This window comes from Streptomyces sp. NPDC047042 (assembly GCF_040644035.1).
Classification (GTDB): domain Bacteria; phylum Actinomycetota; class Actinomycetes; order Streptomycetales; family Streptomycetaceae; genus Streptomyces.
This window is the reverse complement of record NZ_JBEYVP010000017.1, coordinates 34,710-55,000: the sequence shown is the minus strand read 5'-3', so window position 1 is coordinate 55,000 and position 20,291 is coordinate 34,710. Positions and strand designations below refer to the sequence as shown.

The 20,291-nt window shown below is 70.6% G+C and carries 22 protein-coding genes; 15 read left to right on the top strand and 7 right to left on the bottom strand.

The features are described 5' to 3' along the window. Positions 1-29: 29 nt before the first annotated feature. The 5 genes from ABZ855_RS20950 to ABZ855_RS20930 all read left to right on the top strand — a co-directional run bounded on the left by ABZ855_RS20950 (position 30) and on the right by ABZ855_RS20930 (position 4,900). The gene (locus ABZ855_RS20950) at positions 30-506 is read left to right on the top strand and encodes an ATP-binding protein (RefSeq protein ID WP_360808858.1); all 477 of its coding nucleotides are present in this window, start codon (positions 30-32) and stop codon (positions 504-506) included. Between the two features lie 239 nt (positions 507-745). Beyond that, the gene (locus ABZ855_RS20945) at positions 746-1,459 is read left to right on the top strand and encodes an LPXTG cell wall anchor domain-containing protein (protein ID WP_360808856.1); all 714 of its coding nucleotides are present in this window, start codon (positions 746-748) and stop codon (positions 1,457-1,459) included. A 41-nt stretch (positions 1,460-1,500) separates the two neighbouring features. Then, positions 1,501-2,403, top strand: coding sequence for a hypothetical protein (locus ABZ855_RS20940; protein ID WP_360808854.1), 903 nt, complete (start codon positions 1,501-1,503; stop codon positions 2,401-2,403). Next, on the top strand, positions 2,403-3,575 hold the full coding sequence (locus tag ABZ855_RS20935; protein WP_360809109.1) for a hypothetical protein: 1,173 nt from the start codon (positions 2,403-2,405) through the stop codon (positions 3,573-3,575). Before ABZ855_RS20940 ends, ABZ855_RS20935 begins: the two co-directional genes overlap by 1 nt. 44 nt (positions 3,576-3,619) lie before the next feature. Further along, a complete protein-coding gene (locus tag ABZ855_RS20930; RefSeq protein ID WP_360809107.1) occupies positions 3,620-4,900 on the top strand; it encodes a hypothetical protein in 1,281 nt (426 codons plus the stop codon). Between the two features lie 138 nt (positions 4,901-5,038). On the opposite strand, the gene ABZ855_RS20925 is transcribed toward ABZ855_RS20930, so the two are convergent. Continuing rightward, positions 5,039-5,203: a hypothetical protein gene (locus ABZ855_RS20925; RefSeq protein ID WP_360808852.1), complete on the bottom strand. Its 165-nt coding sequence runs from the start codon at positions 5,201-5,203 to the stop codon at positions 5,039-5,041. Then, positions 5,200-5,358, bottom strand: coding sequence for a hypothetical protein (locus ABZ855_RS20920; protein WP_360808850.1), 159 nt, complete (start codon positions 5,356-5,358; stop codon positions 5,200-5,202). Before ABZ855_RS20920 ends, ABZ855_RS20925 begins: the two co-directional genes overlap by 4 nt. A gap of 201 nt (positions 5,359-5,559) precedes the next feature. Between ABZ855_RS20920 and ABZ855_RS20915 the strand changes: the two genes are divergently transcribed. The 4 genes from ABZ855_RS20915 to ABZ855_RS20900 all read left to right on the top strand — a co-directional run bounded on the left by ABZ855_RS20915 (position 5,560) and on the right by ABZ855_RS20900 (position 9,000). Then, positions 5,560-6,402, top strand: coding sequence for a helix-turn-helix transcriptional regulator (locus tag ABZ855_RS20915; protein WP_360808848.1), 843 nt, complete (start codon positions 5,560-5,562; stop codon positions 6,400-6,402). After that, positions 6,384-6,665: a DUF397 domain-containing protein gene (locus ABZ855_RS20910; RefSeq protein ID WP_360808846.1), complete on the top strand. Its 282-nt coding sequence runs from the start codon at positions 6,384-6,386 to the stop codon at positions 6,663-6,665. Before ABZ855_RS20915 ends, ABZ855_RS20910 begins: the two co-directional genes overlap by 19 nt. A 231-nt stretch (positions 6,666-6,896) precedes the next feature. After that, positions 6,897-7,574 carry a response regulator transcription factor gene (locus ABZ855_RS20905; protein WP_053745752.1) on the top strand — a complete coding sequence of 226 codons (678 nt, stop codon included), beginning with the start codon at positions 6,897-6,899 and terminating at the stop codon, positions 7,572-7,574. A 154-nt stretch (positions 7,575-7,728) separates the two neighbouring features. Continuing rightward, positions 7,729-9,000: an ATP-binding protein gene (locus ABZ855_RS20900; RefSeq protein ID WP_360808844.1), complete on the top strand. Its 1,272-nt coding sequence runs from the start codon at positions 7,729-7,731 to the stop codon at positions 8,998-9,000. A 21-nt stretch (positions 9,001-9,021) separates the two neighbouring features. Here ABZ855_RS20900 and ABZ855_RS20895 read toward each other — a convergent pair whose 3' ends face one another. Continuing rightward, positions 9,022-9,603, bottom strand: a complete 582-nt coding sequence (locus tag ABZ855_RS20895; RefSeq protein WP_360808842.1) for a GtrA family protein — start codon at positions 9,601-9,603, stop codon at positions 9,022-9,024. A 143-nt stretch (positions 9,604-9,746) separates the two neighbouring features. Between ABZ855_RS20895 and ABZ855_RS20890 the strand changes: the two genes are divergently transcribed. From ABZ855_RS20890 to ABZ855_RS20875, 4 genes are all read left to right on the top strand, one after another. Beyond that, complete coding sequence (locus ABZ855_RS20890) at positions 9,747-10,898, top strand: 5-(carboxyamino)imidazole ribonucleotide synthase (protein WP_360808840.1); 1,152 nt, start codon at positions 9,747-9,749, stop codon at positions 10,896-10,898. Continuing rightward, positions 10,895-11,440, top strand: coding sequence for a 5-(carboxyamino)imidazole ribonucleotide mutase (gene purE / locus ABZ855_RS20885; RefSeq protein WP_360808838.1), 546 nt, complete (start codon positions 10,895-10,897; stop codon positions 11,438-11,440). The genes ABZ855_RS20890 and purE overlap by 4 nt, the downstream gene beginning before the upstream one ends. 5 nt (positions 11,441-11,445) lie before the next feature. Beyond that, a complete protein-coding gene (locus tag ABZ855_RS20880; RefSeq protein WP_360809105.1) occupies positions 11,446-12,627 on the top strand; it encodes a dipeptidase in 1,182 nt (393 codons plus the stop codon). Positions 12,628-12,766: 139 nt separating this feature from the next. After that, the gene (locus tag ABZ855_RS20875; RefSeq protein WP_360808836.1) at positions 12,767-13,930 is read left to right on the top strand and encodes a dipeptidase; all 1,164 of its coding nucleotides are present in this window, start codon (positions 12,767-12,769) and stop codon (positions 13,928-13,930) included. A 29-nt stretch (positions 13,931-13,959) separates the two neighbouring features. On the opposite strand, the gene ABZ855_RS20870 is transcribed toward ABZ855_RS20875, so the two are convergent. From ABZ855_RS20870 to ABZ855_RS20860, 3 genes are all read right to left on the bottom strand, one after another. Further along, on the bottom strand, positions 13,960-14,355 hold the full coding sequence (locus tag ABZ855_RS20870) for a VOC family protein (protein ID WP_360808834.1): 396 nt from the start codon (positions 14,353-14,355) through the stop codon (positions 13,960-13,962). A gap of 40 nt (positions 14,356-14,395) precedes the next feature. Beyond that, on the bottom strand, positions 14,396-14,755 hold the full coding sequence (locus ABZ855_RS20865) for a VOC family protein (protein WP_360808832.1): 360 nt from the start codon (positions 14,753-14,755) through the stop codon (positions 14,396-14,398). Positions 14,756-15,501: 746 nt separating this feature from the next. After that, positions 15,502-16,845: a UDP-glucose/GDP-mannose dehydrogenase family protein gene (locus ABZ855_RS20860; protein WP_360808830.1), complete on the bottom strand. Its 1,344-nt coding sequence runs from the start codon at positions 16,843-16,845 to the stop codon at positions 15,502-15,504. A gap of 221 nt (positions 16,846-17,066) precedes the next feature. Between ABZ855_RS20860 and ABZ855_RS20855 the strand changes: the two genes are divergently transcribed. Further along, entirely contained in the window at positions 17,067-18,224 is a 1,158-nt protein-coding gene (locus ABZ855_RS20855; protein ID WP_360808828.1) for an acyl-CoA dehydrogenase family protein, read from the top strand. A 64-nt stretch (positions 18,225-18,288) separates the two neighbouring features. On the opposite strand, the gene ABZ855_RS20850 is transcribed toward ABZ855_RS20855, so the two are convergent. Next, positions 18,289-19,611: an LCP family protein gene (locus ABZ855_RS20850; RefSeq protein WP_360808826.1), complete on the bottom strand. Its 1,323-nt coding sequence runs from the start codon at positions 19,609-19,611 to the stop codon at positions 18,289-18,291. 119 nt (positions 19,612-19,730) lie between these two features. Here ABZ855_RS20850 and ABZ855_RS20845 point away from each other — a divergent pair, with 119 nt between their 5' ends. Then, positions 19,731-20,279, top strand: coding sequence for an acyl-CoA thioesterase (locus tag ABZ855_RS20845; RefSeq protein ID WP_360808824.1), 549 nt, complete (start codon positions 19,731-19,733; stop codon positions 20,277-20,279). The last annotated feature ends 12 nt before the right edge of the window (positions 20,280-20,291 follow it).

Genomic DNA, 20,291 nt, shown 5'->3' with positions numbered 1-20,291 from the left:
AACTGGTGAATCGGTGAGGTGAAGCGCTGATGAGCACCACCCGGCCCGACTCGCCGGGCTCTGAGGAGTCCGCCGAGTCCAGCGGCGCTTCCGGGGGTCGCCAGACCCGCAGCCTGAGTTTCGACGGCCAAAGCGGTGTCGTTCCGCTCGCCCGTGACTTCGCCCGGCAGGCGCTGTACGCGTGGGGCTGGCTGCCCGCCGAGACCGCCGACCAGCGGGCCGCCGCCGAGGACGTACTGCTCGTCGTCTCCGAACTCGTCACCAACGCCTGCCTGCACGCCGAGGGGCCGGACGAGATGTGGATCACCTGCGACAACAAGGTGATCCGCGTCGAGGTCTCCGACCGGGGCACGGGCCAGCCAGCCCCGCGCACCCCGCACCGGGCGGGGCGACCCGGCGGGCACGGCATGTTCATCGTGCAGCGGTTGTGTCTGGACTGGGGGGTCGTACGGATTCCCGGTGTCGCGGGCAAGAGGGTTTGGGCGGAGCTGGGCGCTCCCGCGTGACGCTCGCCGCCGGGTTCGGTTCACAGCCGGGTGCGGGCCCGGTGGGGGCTGGTCGCGCAGTTCCCCGCGCCCCTGAAAAGCAGGGGCTGCGCCCCATGCTTTTCGTCCAGCCCCCACCGGACCCGCACCCGGCTGTGAACCGAACCCGGCGTGTGCTGTCTCTTCCAACTACTGGTCCCCCGGCGTACCTTGACGGCCGATCCGCGATCTGATGTGCCGTCAGAAAATGGGGGACGACGATGTCGTACCGAACGCACCCGAAACGAAGCGCCGCGCTCGCGTCCGTCGCGGCACTGGCCGGATCGGCGGTGCTGATGGCGGCCCCGGCCGCCCGGGCCGAGATCGTGGACGTCAACTACCGGTGCGACACGCCGATCGGCGTCAAGAGCGCCCTGTCGTCCATCGACATCAAGGCGGTGGAGAGCGGCGGCTCCTACAAGGTCACCATGTCCTGGCAGAAGGGCGTCTCGTCCAGCCCGGTGGAACTGGGCAAGGGCGCGATGAGCCCGAGCGCCACGATCAAGCTGGGCGGCGCCGACAGCGGCACGCTCAGTGTCAGCGGGCCCCCGAACGAGGCCGCGCTCCCCGCCAACACCCCCATAAAGATCAATGACCTGAGCGGTATGTACAAGCCGGCCAAGAACGGCAAGGTCACCTTCACGGCCGGTGTCCTGACGATCAAGGCCGCCGGTACGACCACCACCTGCACGCCCACCAACAACCCCAAGCCGTCCCTGACGCTCGACGTCACGGGCGCCTCGGGCGGCGGAGACACCGGCGGTACAGGCGGCAGCGGCGGCACCGGCGGTTCGGATCCCGGAACCGATCTCCCGCAGACCGGCCCCGAGGACTCGATGATCGCGCTGGGCACGCTCGGCGGCACGGTCCTGCTCGCGGGCGCGGCGGGCGCGCTGTGGCTGACCCGCAGGAACCAGCCGACAGCACGCCGCTGAGGACGACCGTACGAGACCCGTACGACATCCGGGAGCCGCCGATGCGTGTCCTTCGCCCCAGCCTCAGCCCGTGCCTCAGCCCGTGTCTGGTCAGCCTCCTCGGCCTCGTCGCGCTGCTGGCCGCGGCGACCCCGGCGGCGGCCGACGAGGGCTGGTCCGTCGCGCCCCTGGGCGCCGACCGGCCGTACTTCTACGCGGAGGGCACCCCCGGAACGGTTCTCGAGGACACGCTCTCCGTCCGCAACCCGACGACCCGGCCCCTCAACGTGCGCCTCACCGGCGGCAGTTGGCTCACCCTCGCCGCCGCTGGGGTCGACGTCCCGGCGCGCACCCGCGCCGACGTGCCCTTCACGGTACGCATCCCCGAGGGCACGCCTCCCGGCGACCGCACCGCCACGATCAGCGCCCGCGCCTCGGGCCGGACCGAAACGGTACGCGTCCGACTCCGGGTCGGGGGTCCCCGGTTGCCGGCGCTGACGGTCGAGCACGTGCGGGTGCGCGGTGACCGCATCACGTACGAGCTGGTCAACCGCGGCACCACCGACCTGACCCCGACACTCGCCGTCCACGCGGACGGCCTCCTCGGCCCCCGCCTCGACCGACCGCCGCGCACCCTGCCCGTACGCCTGTCCCCGGGCCGGCGCCTGGCCCTCGCCGAACCCTGGTCCGGGCGCCCGGCGTTCGACGCGGTCGACGTACGGCTGACGGTCACCGCGGCGGACGGCACGGTACGCGACGAGGCGGGCACGTCGGTGCGGTTCGTGCCGTGGGGCGGGGTGACGGGGACCGCGGCGGCGCTGTCGGCGGGCGTGGCCCTCCTGGGCGTACGACGGCTGAGGCGACGTGAGCGACTCGAACCACATGAACGACATGACGAACCGCCGTGCGTGCGCGCGGAGTTGACGACGGACTCGGACGAGCGGCTGACGGGGGCGATGACGTGATGCGGCGGATTACCGCACTGTTCGCGGCACTGGTGATCGCTCTCCTGATGTTGCCGTCGGCCACCGCGACGGCGGCGGACGGGCCGGCCGTCCAGGTGTCCGAGTCCGAGGCGGGAACCGGGAGTTCGGTCGTCGTGACGGGGACCGGATGGCAGCCGAAGGTGCTGCTGATGATGCTGATCTGCGGCAGGGCGGAACCGTCCCGGGGCGTGATCGGCGGCACCAACTCCTGCGCCAACGCGGACGCGAGAGCCGTCACGACGGACACGACGGGCCACTTCAGCAAGAGCCTGCCGGTGGTCGACCCGCCGGTGCCGTGCCCGTGCGTGGTGCATGTGACGTCGGTGACCGGAGCCTCGCAGGCGGTCGCCGACGCGGTGTTCAAGGTCGCGGGTCACCCGGTCGAACCCCTGCCCAAACAGGTCGGTTCGGGCCGTCTCTCCGTGCTCACGGACCCACGGCTCGACGGTTCGAGCGGCGTGCTGACCTGGTTCGGGGCGCCGCCCGCGCGGACCCTCGCGATCACCGTCGGCAACCTCGGGACGGCGGCCGTCAAGGACCCGGTGTTCGAGATCGGCACCGCCCACGGGGTGTTCGCCCCGCAGTGGGAGGAGCAGCAGTGGCGCGGCACCATCCAGCCGGGCGCCAAGGCGCGCGTGGAGGTGCCGGTCGAACTGGCGAGCGGGGCCCACGGCGACTACACGGTCTCGCTCAAGTACGGCGGCAAGGTGCTCGTGGAGCAGCCGTGGGGCGTGGGCCGGCCGTGGGGCGTGACCCTGTTCTGGGCCCTGGCCGCGATCGTCGTACCGGCGGCGGTGTTCCGCGTCGGGATGGCGGTGGTGGACCGGGTACGGCCCCGCGGACCGGGCGGACAGCAGTCGGCGGGGCGTCCCGGCAGGGCGTCGCGGAAGCCCGAACTGACGTTGCGCATGCCCCGGTTGGGGGCGCGGGCCGACCGCGACCGGCCCCGGCCGGCGCCCGCCGCCTCGTCGGCCCTGCCCTGGTTCACCCCGGACGCCGACCCCGGCACGACGACCACCATCACGGTCACCGTCACGGACCCGGAGACGGACCCGGAGGCGGGCACAGGCACAGGCGCAGGCACAGACATAGGTGGCGCAGGCGCGGGCGCTCCGAGGACCGACACGACGAAGACGAAGGGGAACACGTGAGAACCCAACGGAGACGGAGTGGGAGTGCGGCAGGGGCCCTGTTGCTGCTCGGCGGAGCGGGCGGTGTCCTGCTGGGCGTGGCCGCGGCGGGGCCCGCCCAGGCGGCCGAGGTGTCGTACGCGACCAAGTGCGTACCGCCGCCGGCCGCCGGCCTGCCGCCCGTCAACGGCACGACCAAGGTGCAGATCACCGCGCCCGCCACGGCGAAGGTGGGTGACGAGGTGGAGGTGGTCTGGAAGTTCACGCAGGCCGCGTCCAAGAACCCGGACCTGATCGACCTTCCCGCCGACTCGGTCCAGCCGAGCGGGGTGTTGAAGGCGGGCGGCGCGCAGAGCGCCGACATCGCGATGGTCGGACCGCGCCAGAACCCGGCGATCCCCAAGGGCGGGGCGATGGTCCTGTCCGACATGAAGGGCAAGGTGAAACTGACGACGGCGGGAGACGTGACGCTGACGCCGGACGCCTACACGATCAACGCCTTCGGGACGGACACGAAGTGCACGCCGACCCAGCCGGTGCAGCCCTCGGTGACGATCAAGGTGACGGCGGGGACCGGCGGTTCGCAGTCACCCACACCGACCCCGACCCCGACCGGCTCCCCGACCCCGACCTCGAGCCCCACCCCGACCCCGAGTGACACCCCGAGCCCGACACCGTCACCGACGGCCACGCCGAGCCCCTCGGCCACGGCGAGCGACGACGGCCGGACGGACTTCACCGGCAAGGAGGTGAAGATCCCCTACAAGTGCGTGACACCCCTCGGCCCCAAGAACGTGACGAACCCCATCCAGATCAACGCCAAGAAGAACGGCGGCAGTTACGACCTCACCGTCCAGTTCAAGGGCTCGGTGATGAACAGCCCGGCCGACCTCCCGGCGAACGTGGTGAAGCCGTCCATGGAGGTCGTCGTCGGCGGGTCCGACAAGGGCACCGTCCATGTCGAGGGCCCGACCAACGCGGCGCCGATCAAGACGGGCGACGCGATGACGATCCCCGACATGAAGGGCACCTACAAGCCGGGCGCGACCGGTGAATCGACTCTGTCACCAGGCGTGTTGACGGTGAAGGCCGTCGGGACGACCACCACCTGCACCCCGTCCCCGACCGCGGTCTCCCTGACCCTGAACACCGAGGAACAGGCGAGCGGCGCGTCGGGCGGCTCGTCGACCACGACGTCCGGCGGTACGGCGGCCGGCGGCGGCCTCGCCAACACGGGCGCCGAGAACGACGGCGCCCTGAAGGCGCTGGGGCTGGTGGCCGGAACGGTGATCCTGGCGGGCGTGGCGGTGTTCACGTTCATGCCAGGGCGCCGACGCCTGCGCTGACCCACTGAACGGACCCTACGGCGACGCCGGGACCCCGCTCCGGAAACGTATCTCCGGGCGGGGTCCCGCGCTGCTCCCGAGCTGTTCACATGGGCGGCGGCCAGTGGATGGGACCGGAGCCGTACGTTCGCGCCGCTGTCACGACGTACGCCTCAGGTCGTGTCCCTCGTGCTCCCTCAACTCCCGCTCGCAGTCGCCGGCTTCGCCGGTACGGCCGGCCGCACGCGCCGCGTCCCGCTGGACGGTCAGGGCGTCGCACACATCGCAGGGCGGTGCGTCCGGCCCGCCGGGGACCGTCGTCACGACGCCCACCGTGCGAGTGCCGCTTCCAGCGAGCGCAGGACCTCGGGGGTGGGCGCCGCCCAGGAGCCGGAAGGGGTCCAGGAGGGGGTGCGGACGGCGCGCGGGGTGAGGGTGGGGTTGCGACGGGGGAGGCGCGGGAGGGAGTTCGTCGTCATGGGGTCACTCCTCGGGTGGAGGTTCCGGCGTATGCCTGTGCTGTGTGCAGTCGCCGAATTACTGTGCGTGTTCAGGTGTGTGACGAGCATGCCGGGTCAATGGGGCGAAATGTCGTGGACAGGGCCGTAGGTCCACGTTCGGCGGGGCTTATTTCCCCTACGTCCTACGGCAACCCACAGTTACCGCAGGAGAGGAACGAGATGTCGCAACGACGCACCGTGACGAGCCTCAGTCGGCGGCCGCGCGCCCGGTTCGCCGAGGAGCTGAAGGCGCTGCGGGAGGCGCACGGCGACAGTCTGCGGCAGCTCGGCGAGCGGGTGGGCTGGGACTTCTCGCTCTTCGGCAAGATGGAGAACGGCCACACGCTGGGCAGCGCCGAGGTGGTGCGGGCGCTCGACCAGTACTTCGGTACGGGCAGGCTTCTGGTGACGTTGTGGGAACTGGCGCTGGCGGACAAGAGCGAGTTCAAGGAGCAGTACCGCGCGTACATGGAGTTCGAGGCGGAGGCGCTCAGTCTGTGGCACTTCGGGCTGAGCAGCATTCCGGGTCTGCTGCAGACCCGGGGGTACGCGACCGAGGTGCTGGCGGCGGGCGGCAACCGGGGCGACGAGCTGATCCGGCAGGTCGAGGCGCGCGCCGAGCGCGGAGTGATGTTGCTGGCGCGGGACGCGCCGCGCTTCCGCACGATCCTGTTCGAGTCCGCGCTGCGGCTGGTGCTGCGTGACCAGAAGGCGTGGGCGGAGCAGCTGGAGCACCTCGTGTCCATGTCGGGGCGCCCGAACGTCACCGTGCAGGTACTGCCGTTCAGTGCGGGGCCGTTCGGTTTGATGAACGGCCTGGTGATGTTCCTGCAACTCGTGGATGGCCGCGTCGTGGCTTACACGGAGAACGACCTCCATGGTGAACTCATCGACGACGGGGGTCAGATCGAGCGCCTGCAGTCCGCGTACGACGCGATGCGCGACCGGGCGCTGTCCGCCGCCGAGTCGCGGAAGTTCATCGGGGAGCTGCTGGAGGAGGCGCGATGCGATCCAACGACCTGAGCGCGGTCACCTGGCGCAAGAGCAGCTACAGCAACACCGACGGCGGCGAGTGCGTCGAGGTCTGCGACACCCTCCACGCGCCGGCCGTCCGCGACTCCAAGACCCCCGACGCCCCCGCCCTCGTACTCAGAGCGGCCGCCTGGTCCTCCTTCGTCACCGCCGTCCGCCATGACGAACTCCCCGCCAAAAAAGACCTTCGGCGGAAATCTTGCCAAAGGTCCCCGGGTGCGATTAAGAGCGTCCTTTCGCCATATGACAGGTAACAGTCGCAAATGGAGGGACTTGAGACATGAATCACAGGCGACAGGCTATTTTAGGCCACTTATTCGAAGGTAAGAGGTCAGGTGTCGTCGCAGAGGCACAGGTTCGGGTGGTGATGCGAGGCGGGCGCCGCACCGGCCGTCATGGGTGCCCTCGTCCTGGCGTCCAAAGGTAAGAATCAAGAACGCCTGGTCACACCACAGACGGTGTCCAGGGCGGTTTACCATCAGGTCATGACCCGTGTACTGCTCGCTGAGGACGACGCGTCCATCTCGGAGCCGCTGGCCCGCGCACTGCGCCGGGAAGGTTACGAGGTCGAGGTGCGCGAGGACGGACCGACCGCGCTCGACGCCGGTATCCAGGGCGGTATCGACCTGGTCGTGCTCGACCTCGGACTGCCCGGCATGGACGGCCTCGAAGTGGCCCGTCGGCTGCGTGCCGAGGGCCTGACCGTGCCGATCCTCATCCTGACCGCGCGCGCCGACGAGGTGGACACCGTCGTCGGCCTCGACGCGGGCGCCGACGACTACGTCACCAAGCCCTTCCGGCTCGCCGAACTGCTCGCCCGTGTCCGGGCCCTGCTCCGGCGCGGCGCCGCCGAGCCCCAGCAGCCGCCCGCCACGCACGGCGTGCGCATCGACGTCGAGTCGCACCGGGCGTGGATGGGCGACGAGGAACTCCAGCTCACGGCCAAGGAGTTCGACCTGCTGCGGGTGCTGGTGCGGGACGCGGGGCGGGTGGTGACGCGGGACCAGCTGATGCGGGAGGTGTGGGACACGACGTGGTGGTCTTCGACCAAGACGCTCGACATGCACATCTCCTGGCTGCGTAAGAAGCTGGGTGATGACGCGGCGAACCCTCGGTACATCGCCACGGTCCGGGGTGTGGGCTTTCGGTTCGAGAAGAGCTAGTCGACTACGCGCGTAACCCTCCGGGGGCTGTGCGGGGTTCGACTCCCGGCCGGTGGGGGCTGGTCGCGCAGTTCCCCGCGCCCCTGGGGTGGGGCGCTTCGCGCCACCACCCCCAGGGGTTCGTTCGCCGTGTTGGACATCGCCCGGAGGGGCCGTGCGTCGTCGTCTTATTCAGTCCACGCTCGCTGTGGTGCTCGTCGTGATCGCCGTGTTCGGGGTGTCGCTCGTCATCGTCGAGACGCGGACGATCAGTAGCAGCGCCCAGGAACGGGTGGACTCCGAGGCCGTGCGGCTGGCCAGCATCGTGGACAGTCGCATCCTCGGCGACGAGCAGATCAACTCCAAGGTCCTCGGGGGGCTCGTCACCGGCGACCGGTACGCCGTCGTGCGTATCCCCGGCCGCGCGCCGATCGAGGTCGGGGAACAGCCCGTCGGTGACGTCATCTCCGCCGAGGAGGACGGCGAGGAGGGCGAGACCGTCCGGGTCGAGGAACCCCGGTCCTCCGTGACCCGTGAGGTCGGCCGCACCCTGCTGATCATCGGCGCCGTCGCGCTGCTCGCCGTCATCGCCGCCGTCCTGCTCGCCGTACGGCAGGCGAACCGGCTCGCCTCGCCGCTCACCGACCTCGCCGAAACCGCCGAACGCCTCGGCTCGGGCGACCCGCGCCCCCGGCACAAGCGGTACGGCGTCCCGGAGCTCGACCGGGTCGCGGATGTGCTGGACAGCTCGGCGGAACGTATCGCCCGGATGCTCACCGCCGAACGCCGGCTGGCCGCGGACGCCTCCCACCAGCTGCGTACGCCCCTCACCGCCCTCTCCATGCGCCTCGAGGAGATCACCCTCACCGACGACCCCGACACGGTGAAGGAGGAGGCCACGATCGCGCTCACCCAGGTCGAACGGCTCACGGACGTCGTCGAGCGGCTCCTCACCAACGCGCGCGATCCGCGCACCGGCTCCGCCGTCTCCTTCGACCTCGACGAGGTCATCCAGCAGCAGCTCGCCGAGTGGCGCCCCGCCTACCGCAGCGCGGGCCGGGCCATAGTCAGCTCAGGCAAGCGGCATCTGCAGGCCGTCGGTACGCCGGGCGCGGTCGCGCAGGTGCTGGCCGCGCTGATCGAGAACTCACTCATGCACGGTGGCGGCACGGTCGCCCTGCGCACCCGCGTCATCGGCAACCAGGCCGTGATCGAGGTCACGGACGAGGGGCCCGGCGTCCCGGCCGACCTCGGCGCCCGGATCTTCGAGCGGGCGATCAGCGGCCGCAACTCCACGGGCATCGGCCTCGCCGTCGCCCGCGACCTCGCGGAGGCCGACGCGGGCCGTCTGGAGCTACTCCAGCAGCAGCCGCCGGTCTTCGGCCTGTTCCTGTCCCGCAACCCCCTGAAGAAGCCGCAGGGGGACGAGGAGCCGACGGTCCGGTAGGCGCCCTCACAGGGGCGCGGCTCAGCCCACCCGCTGACGCTGATCCCGGCGCCCGGGAATCGTCCCGCCCTCGGGGAGCTCATCGAGGAACGATTCGGCGCTGGCGACCGCCTCACGCGCCGGAAGCGTACGGAACACCCACGTGCGGTACGACCAGAAGCGGAACAGGGTCGCGACGCCGATCCCGACGAACTTGAAGACGTTGCTCTGCAGCGGGCTGTCCAGGCCGAAGCCGTACGTCGCCGCGTACAGCACGCCGTTCTCGATGACCAGTCCGACCGCGCTGAACAGCAGGAACAGCGTCAGTTCCTTCGTACGGCCGCTCTTGTCGCGGTCCCGGTACGTGAAGTAGCGGAAGCCGATGTAGTTCGAGCAGATCGCCACGACGGTGGCGGTCACACTGGCGCGGACCACCGGTAGGTCGGTCGTGCCGCGCACCAGGTTGAACACGAGCAGGTTGACGAGAAGCCCGGCCGTGCCCACCGCCCCGAACTTCGCGACCTCGGCCGCGAACTGGTCGAATCGTCGGCGTACAGCGCTCTTGGGCGGGGTATGAAGCCCGTCGGAACCGCCTGTGGAACCACCTTTGGAACCAAGTTCCATGGTCTGTCGGCCCCCGTCTGTGGGATCGCGGTGTGGGATTTCGTCAACCCAGCCATGCTAACCACCCCCTCCCGGGGATGCCTGTGCACATCGGTCACAGGCGTGTAATCCGGCCGGGAGAGCCGGGCCGATACTCTTGGAGGGTGACGTTCCCGGTAGTCGGCATGGTCGGCGGGGGTCAGCTCGCTCGTATGACACACGAGGCGGGCATCCCGCTCGGCATCAGATTCAAGCTCCTCAGTGACACCCCGCAGGATTCCGCGGCCCAGGTCGTCGGTGATGTCGTCGTCGGCGACTACCGCGATCTGGAGACGCTGCGCGCGTTCGCGCAGGGGTGCGATGTGATCACTTTCGATCACGAACACGTCCCGACCGAGCACCTTCGGGCCCTGGAAGCGGACGGCATCCCCGTCCGCCCCGGCCCCGACGCGCTCGTGCACGCCCAGGACAAGGGGGTGATGCGCGCGAAGCTCGACGAGATCGGGGTGCCGTGCCCACGGCACCGGCTCGTGACGGACCCCGCCGACGTCGTCGCCTTCGCGGCCGAGGGGGGCACCGAGGGGGACGGCTTCCCGGTCGTCCTCAAGACGGTCCGCGGCGGGTACGACGGCAAGGGCGTGTGGGTGGTCCGCTCCGAGGCGGAGGCCGCCGACCCCTTCCGGGCCGGCGTCCCGGTCCTGGCCGAGGAGAAGGTCGACTTCGTACGGGAACTGGCGGCGAACGTCGTCCGCTCCCCGCACGGCCAGGCCGTCGCGTACCCGGTCGTCGAGTCGCAGCAGGTCGACGGCGTGTGCGACACCGTCATCGCGCCGGCGCCCGGCATCGCGGAGGAGCTCGCCCTCCAGGCCACGGAACTGGCCCTGCGCATCGCCAAGGAACTCGACGTGGTCGGCCACCTCGCCGTCGAACTGTTCGAGACCCGCGACGGACGCATCCTCGTCAACGAACTCGCGATGCGTCCGCACAACTCGGGCCACTGGACCCAGGACGGCGCGATCACCAGCCAGTTCGCCAACCACGTCCGAGCCGTCCTCGACCTCCCGCTCGGCGACCCGCGCCCCCGCGCCCCATGGACGGTCATGGTGAACGTCCTGGGCGGCGACTACCCCGACATGTACTCCGCGTACCTGCACTGCATGGCCCGCGACCCCCAGCTGAAGATCCACATGTACGGCAAGGACGTGAAGCCCGGCCGCAAGGTGGGCCACGTCAACACCTACGGCGACGACCTCGACGACGTGCTGGAGCGCGCCCGTCACGCAGCCGGCTATCTGAGAGGCACGATCACAGAATGAGCCCCCTCGCAGGCCCCGTCGTGGGCATCGTCATGGGTTCGGACTCCGACTGGCCCGTCATGGAGGCCGCCGCCCAGGCGCTGGACGAGTTCGAGATCGCCTACGAGGTCGACGTCGTCTCCGCACACCGCATGCCGCACGAGATGATCGCGTACGGCGAGCACGCCGCCGAGCGCGGGCTGAAGGCGATCATCGCTGGCGCCGGCGGCGCGGCCCATCTGCCCGGCATGCTGGCGTCGGTGACCCCGCTCCCGGTGATCGGCGTCCCGGTTCCCCTCAAGTACCTCGACGGCATGGACTCGCTGCTGTCGATCGTCCAGATGCCGGCCGGTGTCCCGGTCGCCACCGTCTCGGTCGGCGGCGCGCGCAACGCGGGTCTGCTGGCGGCACGCATCCTCGCCTCGCACGACGAGGAACTCCTCGGCCGGATGCGGGAGTTCCAGCAGGACCTGAACGACCAGGCCACCGAGAAGGGCAAGCGGCTGCGCGCCAAGGTCGAGAGCGGCGCGGGCGGCGGCAGCGGATTCGGCTTCGGGAAGTGACGTCCGTGAACTCCCTGGCGGAGGCCCGGGAACTGCTGCGCGAGTTCCCGGTCGTCGACGGCCACAACGACCTCCCGTGGGCGCTGCGCGAACAGGTCCGCTACGACCTCGACGCCCGCGACATCGCCACCGACCAGCACACCCACCTGCACACCGACATCCCCCGCCTGCGCGCGGGCGGGGTCGGCGCGCAGTACTGGTCGGTGTACGTCCGCTCGGACCTTCCGGACGCGGTGCCGGCGACCCTCGAACAGATCGACTGCGTACGCCAGTTGATCGCGCGGTACGGCGACGACCTGCGGCCCGCCCTCACGGCCGCCGACATGGAGGCGGGCCGGCGTGAAGGCCGTATCGCCTCCCTGATGGGCGCCGAGGGCGGCCACTCGATCGCCAACTCCCTCGGCACCCTGCGGGGGTTGTACGAGCTGGGCGTGCGCTACATGACCCTCACCCACAACGACAACGTGGCGTGGGCGGACTCGGCGACGGACGAGCCGGGCGTCGGCGGCCTGTCGGAGTTCGGCCGTGAGGTGGTCCGGGAGATGAACCGCCTCGGCATGCTGGTCGACCTCTCGCACGTGGCGGCGACGACGATGCGGCACGCGCTGGACACGTCCGTCGCGCCGGTGATCTTCTCCCACTCCTCCTCGCGCGCGGTGTGCGACCATCCGCGCAACATCCCCGACGACGTCCTCGAACGACTGCCCGGCAATGGCGGTATGGCGATGGTGACCTTCGTACCGAAGTTCGTCCTCCAGGCCGCCGTCGACTGGACGGCCGCCGCGGACGACAACATGCGCGTCCACGGCTTCCATCCCCTCGACACGACCCCCGAGGCGATGAAGATCCACCGGGCCTTCGAGGAGTCGAACCCCCGCCCGGTCGCCACGGTCTCGACGGTCGCCGACCACCTGGACCACATGCGGGAGGTGGCCGGAATCGACCACCTGGGCATCGGCGGCGACTACGACGGCACGGCATTCACCCCCGACGGCCTCGGCGACGTCTCCACCTACCCGAACCTGATCGCGGAACTCCTGGACCGCCACTGGTCGAGGGACGACCTCGCCAAGCTGACCTGGGGGAACGCGGTACGGGTGCTGGGGGCGGCGGAGGATGTGGCGCGTGAGGTCCAGGAGAGGCGTGGGGCCTCGAACGCCACGCTGGAGGAGCTGGACCTGAGGTAAGGCCCGAGGCAAGGCCTGAGGTTAGGGGGCGTGTGGGGGCGTACCCCCGAACGCCCCACCCACCAGGAAGCCCCCGCGCCCCCGTGCGACGGTGACCGTATTGCGATCACGAGGTAGATCACGACGTACGGAGCCCGTCATGGCCGACCTGCAGGACGAACTGCACACCACAGCCGAGGTCGGGGAACTCGACCCGCCGGCCCCACCGCCCGTCCCCGTGCCGGAACCCGACGGGCGTCCCGACGACGACCCCCACACGTCGGAGCCCGACCTCTCCCCGCTCTCCGACCCCGACGCCGAGCCCCTCGACCGCGCCCACGCCATCCTCGCCGCGCACCCCGTCGCCGACGGCTACAGCGGGCTGCCCTGGGCGTTGCGGCACCTGCCCTGGTACGACCTGGAGCTCGGGGAGAGCACCGTCGACACCGATGTGCCCCGGATGCGGCGCGGCCACGTGGGCGCGCTGTTCTGGGCGCTCCACCTGCCCGACGGTCTCACCGGTGACCGGGCCGTCGGCGCCACCCTGGAGCAGCTCGACCTGGTGAAGACGGTGGCCCGGAGCCACCCCGAGGGGCTGCGTCTCGCGGGCACCGCCGGACAGGTCACCGACGCCCGCAACTGCGGACGCATCGCCGTCGTCCTCGGGCCCGCCGCGGCCGCCGCGCTCGACGACTCGCTCGCCATCCTGCGCGTCCTGCACTCACTGGGCCTGCGCGTCCTCACCCTCGCCGGGACGTCCTGGGCGAGCGAGGCGGGGCTGACCCGGTTCGGCGAGGAGGTGGTCCGGGAGATGAACCGTCTCGGTGTGCTGGCCGACCTCTCGGGCGCGTCCCCGGCCACCGTCCACCGCGCCGCCACGATCTCCAAGGCCCCGGTCCTGTGCACCCGCTCCGCCGCCCGCGCCCTGCGCCCCCACCCCGCCAACCTCACCGACGAGACGCTCGCCCAGCTGGGCGCGGCTCGAGGCCTGTGCCTGGTCCCGCTGACGGCCGAGCAGACCGGGCCGTCCGTGCGTGACGTCGCCGACCATCTCGACCACGTCCGTGCGGTCGCGGGCCCGGAATGCGTCGGCCTCTCCGGCACCTACGACTCCGGCAGCGCCCACCCGCAGGAACTCGGCGACGCCTCCTGCTACCCGAACCTGATCGCGGAACTTCTGCGCCGTGGCTGGACCGAACCCGACCTCACCCTGCTCACCTGGGGAAACGTCCAGCGTGTGCTGCGCAGCGCCGACTTCACGGCCAAGGCGGCCCAGCAGCGCAGGGAGCCGTCCACGGCACGGATCGCGGAACTGGACGGCTGATCTCGCTCAGCGGCGGGTCAGGGGATTGGTCAGGGGTGCTCGATCCGGCAGAGGCAGAACGGATGCCCCGCCGGATCGGCGTACACCCTGAAGTCCCGCTTCCCGTCCTGGTCGTCCAGGTCCAGTGGGCGGGCGCCCAGCGCGAGGACCGCCTCCTGCGCCGCGTCCAGCTCCGCCCAGGTGGAACCGGCGTCCAGGTCGAGATGGAACTGCTGGGAGTCGTGGTCGGCCCGCGGCCACTCGGGCGGGGAGTACCCCGGCGCCCGCTGGAAGGCCAGCCGTGGCCCGCCGGGGACGAGGAGGACGACCCACTCGGGATCCTCGCCGTCGGGGGTGCCGCCGACGACCCCGGCGTAGAAGCGGGCCAGCGCGCGGGGATCGGGGCAGTCGACGACGACGGTACGGAATCGGGCTACGGGCGTCATGGTTCCTCCGTTTGCTACTACGCCTGTCCGGCAGGTCTGTTCAGCCCGCGCAGAGACAGAACGGGTGCCCCGCCGGGTCCGCGTAAACCCTGAAGGAACGTGCCCGGTCCTCCGTGTCGAGCGGCTTGGCGCCCAGCGCGAGCACCTCCCGCTCGGCCGTGTCCAGGTCGTCCACGGTCACGTCCAGATGGAACTGCTGCGAGGCTTCGGGTGACGGCCACTTCGGGGGTACGTGTCCGGGGGCGGCCTGGAAGGCCAGCTTCGGCCCGTCCGGGATCCGCAGGTCGATCCAGCCCTCCTCGGCCTCGGGCGTGCCGCCCAGCAGCTCGGCGTAGAAGGCGGCGAGTACGCCGGGGTCGGGACAGTCCAGGACGACGGTGTCGAACTTGGCGATGGGCATGGGTCCTCCGTTGATCGCCTTCGGCGTGCTGATCTCTCTGGTCCTTCCCTGTACCCCCGTAATCGGGCAGGAACGCACTGGACCAGCACCGAGGGGCGCGCCGTCCACCCTCCCGCGCGAAGTGCCCGCCCGGGATGTGGAATGAGCTTCCCGAAGGGTGGCCGGGATGTGGAGAATGGACCCGGCACCGGTCCGGCCGACTGAGCCTCGGCCGGACCGGTGTCCTCGAACGGGCGGGTGTCCCCGCCGGACCGGGTGTCTTCGAGCGGGCGGGTGTCCCCGCCGGGCCGGGTGTCTTCGAGCGGGCGGGTGTCCCCGAGCATGCTGGTGTCCCTGAGCATGCCGGTGTCTTCGAAGGGGCTGGTGTCTTCGGGCGGGCCGGTGTTCGGAGCGGGCTGCTGTGCCCGGGCAGGCCGGTGTCCGGAAGGGACCTGGTGTTCCCGGACGGACCCGTGTTCTCGAACGGTCCCGGTGTCTGAGCGGGTGGTGTCCGAAGCGGGCCCTGGCCCCCGCGGGGGCCCGGTGTCCCGAGTCGGGCCGGTGTTCGGAGCGGGCTGCTGTGCCCGGGCAGGCCGGTGTCCGGAAGGGACCTGGTGCTCCCGGACGGACCCGTGTCCTCGAACGGCCCCGGTGTCTGAGCGGGTGGTGTCCGGAGCGGGCCCTGGCCCCCGCGGGGGCCCGGTGTCCCGAGTTGGGGCGGTGTCGGTCGCGCGGTGGACCGTGGTGGCCGGGCGCGGCCGTTGCCGTCAGGCCGTGGGGCGGCCCATCGCACGGTACGTCCACCCGGCCTTCCGCCACGCCTCCGGGTCGAGGGCGTTGCGGCCGTCCAGGATCAGGCGGTGGGACACCGCCTCGCCCAGCGTCGCCGGGTCCAGCTCGCGGAATTCACGCCACTCCGTCAGGTGCAGTACGGCGTCGGCGCCCCGGACCGCCTCCAGGGCCGTGTCGGCGTAAGCGAGCGTCGGGAAGAGGCGCCGGGCGTTGGCCATGCCCTTCGGGTCGTACACCGTCACCTGGCCGCCCTGGAGGTGGATCTGCCCGGCGACGTTGAGGGCCGGCGAGTCGCGGACGTCGTCCGAGTCGGGCTTGAAGGTGGCGCCGAGCACCGCGACCCGCTTGCCGAGGAACGGCCCGCCGCCCAGCGCCTGCCGGGCCAGCTCCACCATCTGGCCGCGCTGACGCATGTTGATCGAGTCGATCTCGCGCAGGAAGGTCAGCGCCTGGTCGGCGCCCAGCTCACCCGCGCGTGCCATGAACGCCCGGATGTCCTTGGGCAGACAGCCGCCCCCGAACCCGATCCCGGCCCGCAGGAACTTCTTGCCGATCCGGTCGTCGTACCCGATGGCCTCCGCCAGCTTCGCCACATCCCCGTCGGCGGCCTCGCAGACCTCCGCCATCGCGTTGATGAACGAGATCTTGGTGGCCAGGAAGGAGTTCGCGGACGTCTTCACCAGCTCGGCCGTCGGGAAGTCGGTGACGACGAACGGCGTCCCCTCCTCGATCGGCGTCGCGTACACCTCGCGCAGCAGCTTCTCGGCCCGCTCGCTCCGTACGCCGACCACCAGCCGGTCCGGGTGCAGCGTGTCCTGGACGGCGAAGCCCTCCCGCAGGAACTCCGGGTTCCAGGCCAGCTCCGCGTCCGCGCCGGCCGGCGCCAGCCCGGAGATCGTCCGGGCGAGCCGGTCCGCCGAGCCGACGGGCACGGTCGACTTGCCGACGACCAGGGTGGGCGCGGTGAGGTGCGGGGCGAGGGACTCGATCGCGGCGTCGACGTACGACATGTCGCTGGCGTACTCACCGTGCTTCTGCGGGGTGTTCACGCAGACGAAGTGGATGTCGCCGAAGGCGCCCACCTCGGCCCAGTCCGTGGTGAAGCGCAGCCGGCCGGTGGAACCCTCGATCCCGGCGACATGCTTGCGCAGCAGTTCGTCGAGCCCGGGCTCGTACATGGGGGCCTTCGCGCGCCGCAGCAGGTCGACCTTCTCCTCGACGACGTCGAGTCCCAGCACCTCGAAACCGAGCTCTGCCATGGCGGCGGCGTGGGTGGCGCCGAGATATCCGGTGCCGATCACGGTGATCTTGAGAGCCATGGGTGCTCCTGGGGTGTCGCGTGGGGGCGGTCGGGCGGGCGATGGCGAGCATAGCCGCGGGCCGGAGGAGGGCCGGCGCGGGCCTTCCCCGGGCACAATTGACTCTGTCGCCAAGCTCACGTCTCACTCCGGTGGGCAGGCCTTAAAATTTGGATTACCGACTGGGTTACTTAACGGTAGTTAGCGTCAATTGATACAGCGTCTTTGGAGCGTGAGAGACCTTGGCCGGATCGGCTGATTTCGACCTGTACCGCCCGTCCGAGGAGCACGACATGCTCCGTGACGCGATCCGCTCCCTGGCCGAGGCGAAGATCTTGCCGTACGCCGCCGCGGTGGACGAGGAAGCACGTTTCCCCCAGGAGGCCCACGACGCGCTCGTCGCGGCCGACCTGCACGCGGTGCACGTACCCGAGTCGTACGGCGGCGCGGGCGCGGACGCGCTGGCGACGGTGATCGTGATCGAGGAGGTGGCGCGCGTCTGCGCGTCCTCGTCCCTGATCCCCGCCGTCAACAAGCTCGGCTCCCTCCCCGTGATCCTCTCCGGCTCGGAGGAGCTGAAGAAGAAGTACATGACACCGCTCGCCAAGGGCGACGGCATGTTCTCGTACTGCCTCTCGGAGCCCGACGCGGGCTCGGACGCGGCCGGCATGAAGACGAAGGCGGTCCGCGACGGGGACTTCTGGGTCCTCAACGGCGTGAAGCGCTGGATCACCAACGCGGGCGAGTCCGAGTACTACACGGTGATGGCCGTGACCGACCCCACCAAGCGCAGCAAGGGCATCTCGGCGTTCGTCGTCGAGAAGTCCGACGAGGGCGTCTCCTTCGGTGCCCCGGAGAAGAAGCTCGGCATCAAGGGCAGCCCGACCCGCGAGGTCTACCTCGACAACGTGCGCATCCCGGCCGACCGCATGATCGGCGAGGAGGGCACCGGCTTCGCCACCGCGATGAAGACGCTGGACCACACCCGCATCACGATCGCGGCGCAGGCCCTGGGCATCGCACAGGGCGCCCTCGACTACGCCAAGGGGTACGTCAAGGAGCGCAAGCAGTTCGGCAAGCCGATCGCCGACTTCCAGGGCATCCAGTTCATGCTCGCCGACATGGCCATGAAGATCGAGGCCGCGCGCCAGCTGACGTACGCCGCCGCCGCCAAGTCGGAGCGCGGTGACGCCGACCTGACCTTCCAGGGCGCGGCGGCGAAGTGCTTCGCCTCGGACGTGGCGATGGAGGTCACCACGGACGCGGTCCAGCTGCTCGGCGGCTACGGCTACACCCGTGACTACCCGGTGGAGCGCATGATGCGTGACGCCAAGATCACGCAGATCTATGAGGGCACGAACCAGGTCCAGCGGATCGTGATGGCCCGCAACCTGCCGTAAGGCCTCTGAAACGCCGTGCGCCCCCTGCCCGTCAGTCGAGGCAGGGGGCGCACGGCGTCTTCGCTCAGTTGCCCGAGACGGTGACCTTCTCGTCGTTCTTCAGCTCGTTCACCAGCGTCTTCACCTTCGTCTTGTCCCAGACGAGGTTGCCGCCGGTCGAGCCCGAGATCGGCATGTTCATGGACTTGCCGTCGCCGCCCGTCACACCCTTCATCGCCCAGAACATGTCGGCCAGGTCGAACAGGCTCATGTCCTTGTCGACGATCAGGGTGTCGAGGCCCGCGCTCATCGTCGGGTACAGCTTGAACGGGTTCAGGATCGTGCCCGGCGTCGCGGTCTGGCTCGCCAGCGCCGCGAGGAACTTCTGCTGGTTCTTCGTACGGTCGAGGTCGCTGCCCGCGAGGGCGTACCGGGTACGGACGAAGGCCAGGGCCTGTTCGCCGTTGAGGGTCTGCTCGCCCGCCGCGAAGTTCGCGCCCGACTTGGTGTCCTTCATCCCGCCCTTGGGGATGGTCAGCTCCACGCCGCCGACCGCGTCCACGATGTTCGCGAAGCCGGCGAAGCCGATCTCCACGTAGTGGTCGATCCGCAGACCGGTGTTGAACTCGACGGTACGCACAAGGAGTTCGGGCCCGTCCGTGGCGTACGCCGCGTTCAGCTTGGTGTGCTTGCCGGTGCCCTTGTACGTCTTGCCGGACTCCGAGCCCACGAACGACGGGATCTCCACGTCCGAGTCACGGGGGAGGGAGATGAGCGTCGGGCCGTTGTCGCCGGTGTGCAGGATCATCATCGAGTCCGTGCGCTTGCCCTCGGCGGACCCGGTGTGCAGCGCCTTCTTCTCCTCGGCCGACATGCCCTCACGGCTGTCGGAACCGACGATCAGGTAGTTGGTGCCCTTGCCGCCGTCGGGCCGGTCGATCACCTTGGACAGGTCGACCTGGCGGTTCAGCTTGGAGTCGGCCCAGAAGTACGTACCGACGGACACCACGACCAGCAGGGTGACCACGGTGATCGCGGTCCACTTGATGCGCTTGCGCCAGTTCGGCGCGGGGCGCGGGCCGCTCATCGCACCGGGCCCGGCCGGCCCGCCGCCAGGTCCGCCGCCGCTCGGGGCGCCGCCGTAGACCTGGCCGGTGTTATAGCCGCTGTCATAGCCGCCCCCGTTTCCGTTCCCGTACGGGTCCTGGCTCTGATCACCGGCGTACTGCTGCTGCTGAGGCACCCCGCCGCCGTACGGCGGAGCGGCGGGGTTCTGGGCGTAGGGGCCGCCTTGGCCGCGCTGGACCTGCCGCATCACGCGCGCACTCTCGGGCTGTGCGTTCGCGCTGCCGCGTCCGTAGCGGTTGGTGCGGTTGTCGTCGGACCACGCGTCGGGCCAATCGTTCATGCGGACCAGTGTGCAGTGCCGGGCCATGCCCTTTACAAGGGTCGAAGGAAATTAGGAGCACGGCTGTTGCGAAGCTGACACAAATCGCCCAGGTGTACGTCCGACATAGGGTGGTCGCCATGACAGACCAGGCCACAAGGGCGGAAGAGGCGCCCCCGGGCAAGCCGACCTCCGCCTCCCGGACCACCCTCAGCCACATCATGACCCACGCCGACACCAACCTCCTGGGTACGGTGCACGGCGGTGTGATCATGAAACTCGTCGACGACGCGGCGGGCGCGGTGGCCGGCCGGCACAGCGGCGGGCCCGCCGTCACGGCGTCGATGGACGAGATGGCGTTCCTGGAACCGGTCAGGGTGGGCGACCTGGTCCATGTGAAGGCCCAGGTCAACTGGACCGGCCGGACCTCCATGGAGGTCGGGGTACGGGTCCTCGCCGAGCGCTGGAACGAGTCGGCGCCGGCGACCCAGGTCGGGTCGGCGTACCTGGTCTTCGCGGCGGTCGACGCCGACGGCAGGCCCCGCCGCGTCCCGCCGGTCCTCCCGGAGACGGAACGCGACGAGCGCCGGTATCAGGAGGCCCAGATCCGCCGCACGCACCGCCTGGCCCGGCGAAGGGCGATCGTGGAACTCCGGGAACGGAGAGCGGCGGAGGGCCTGGACGACTGAGGGGACGGGGAC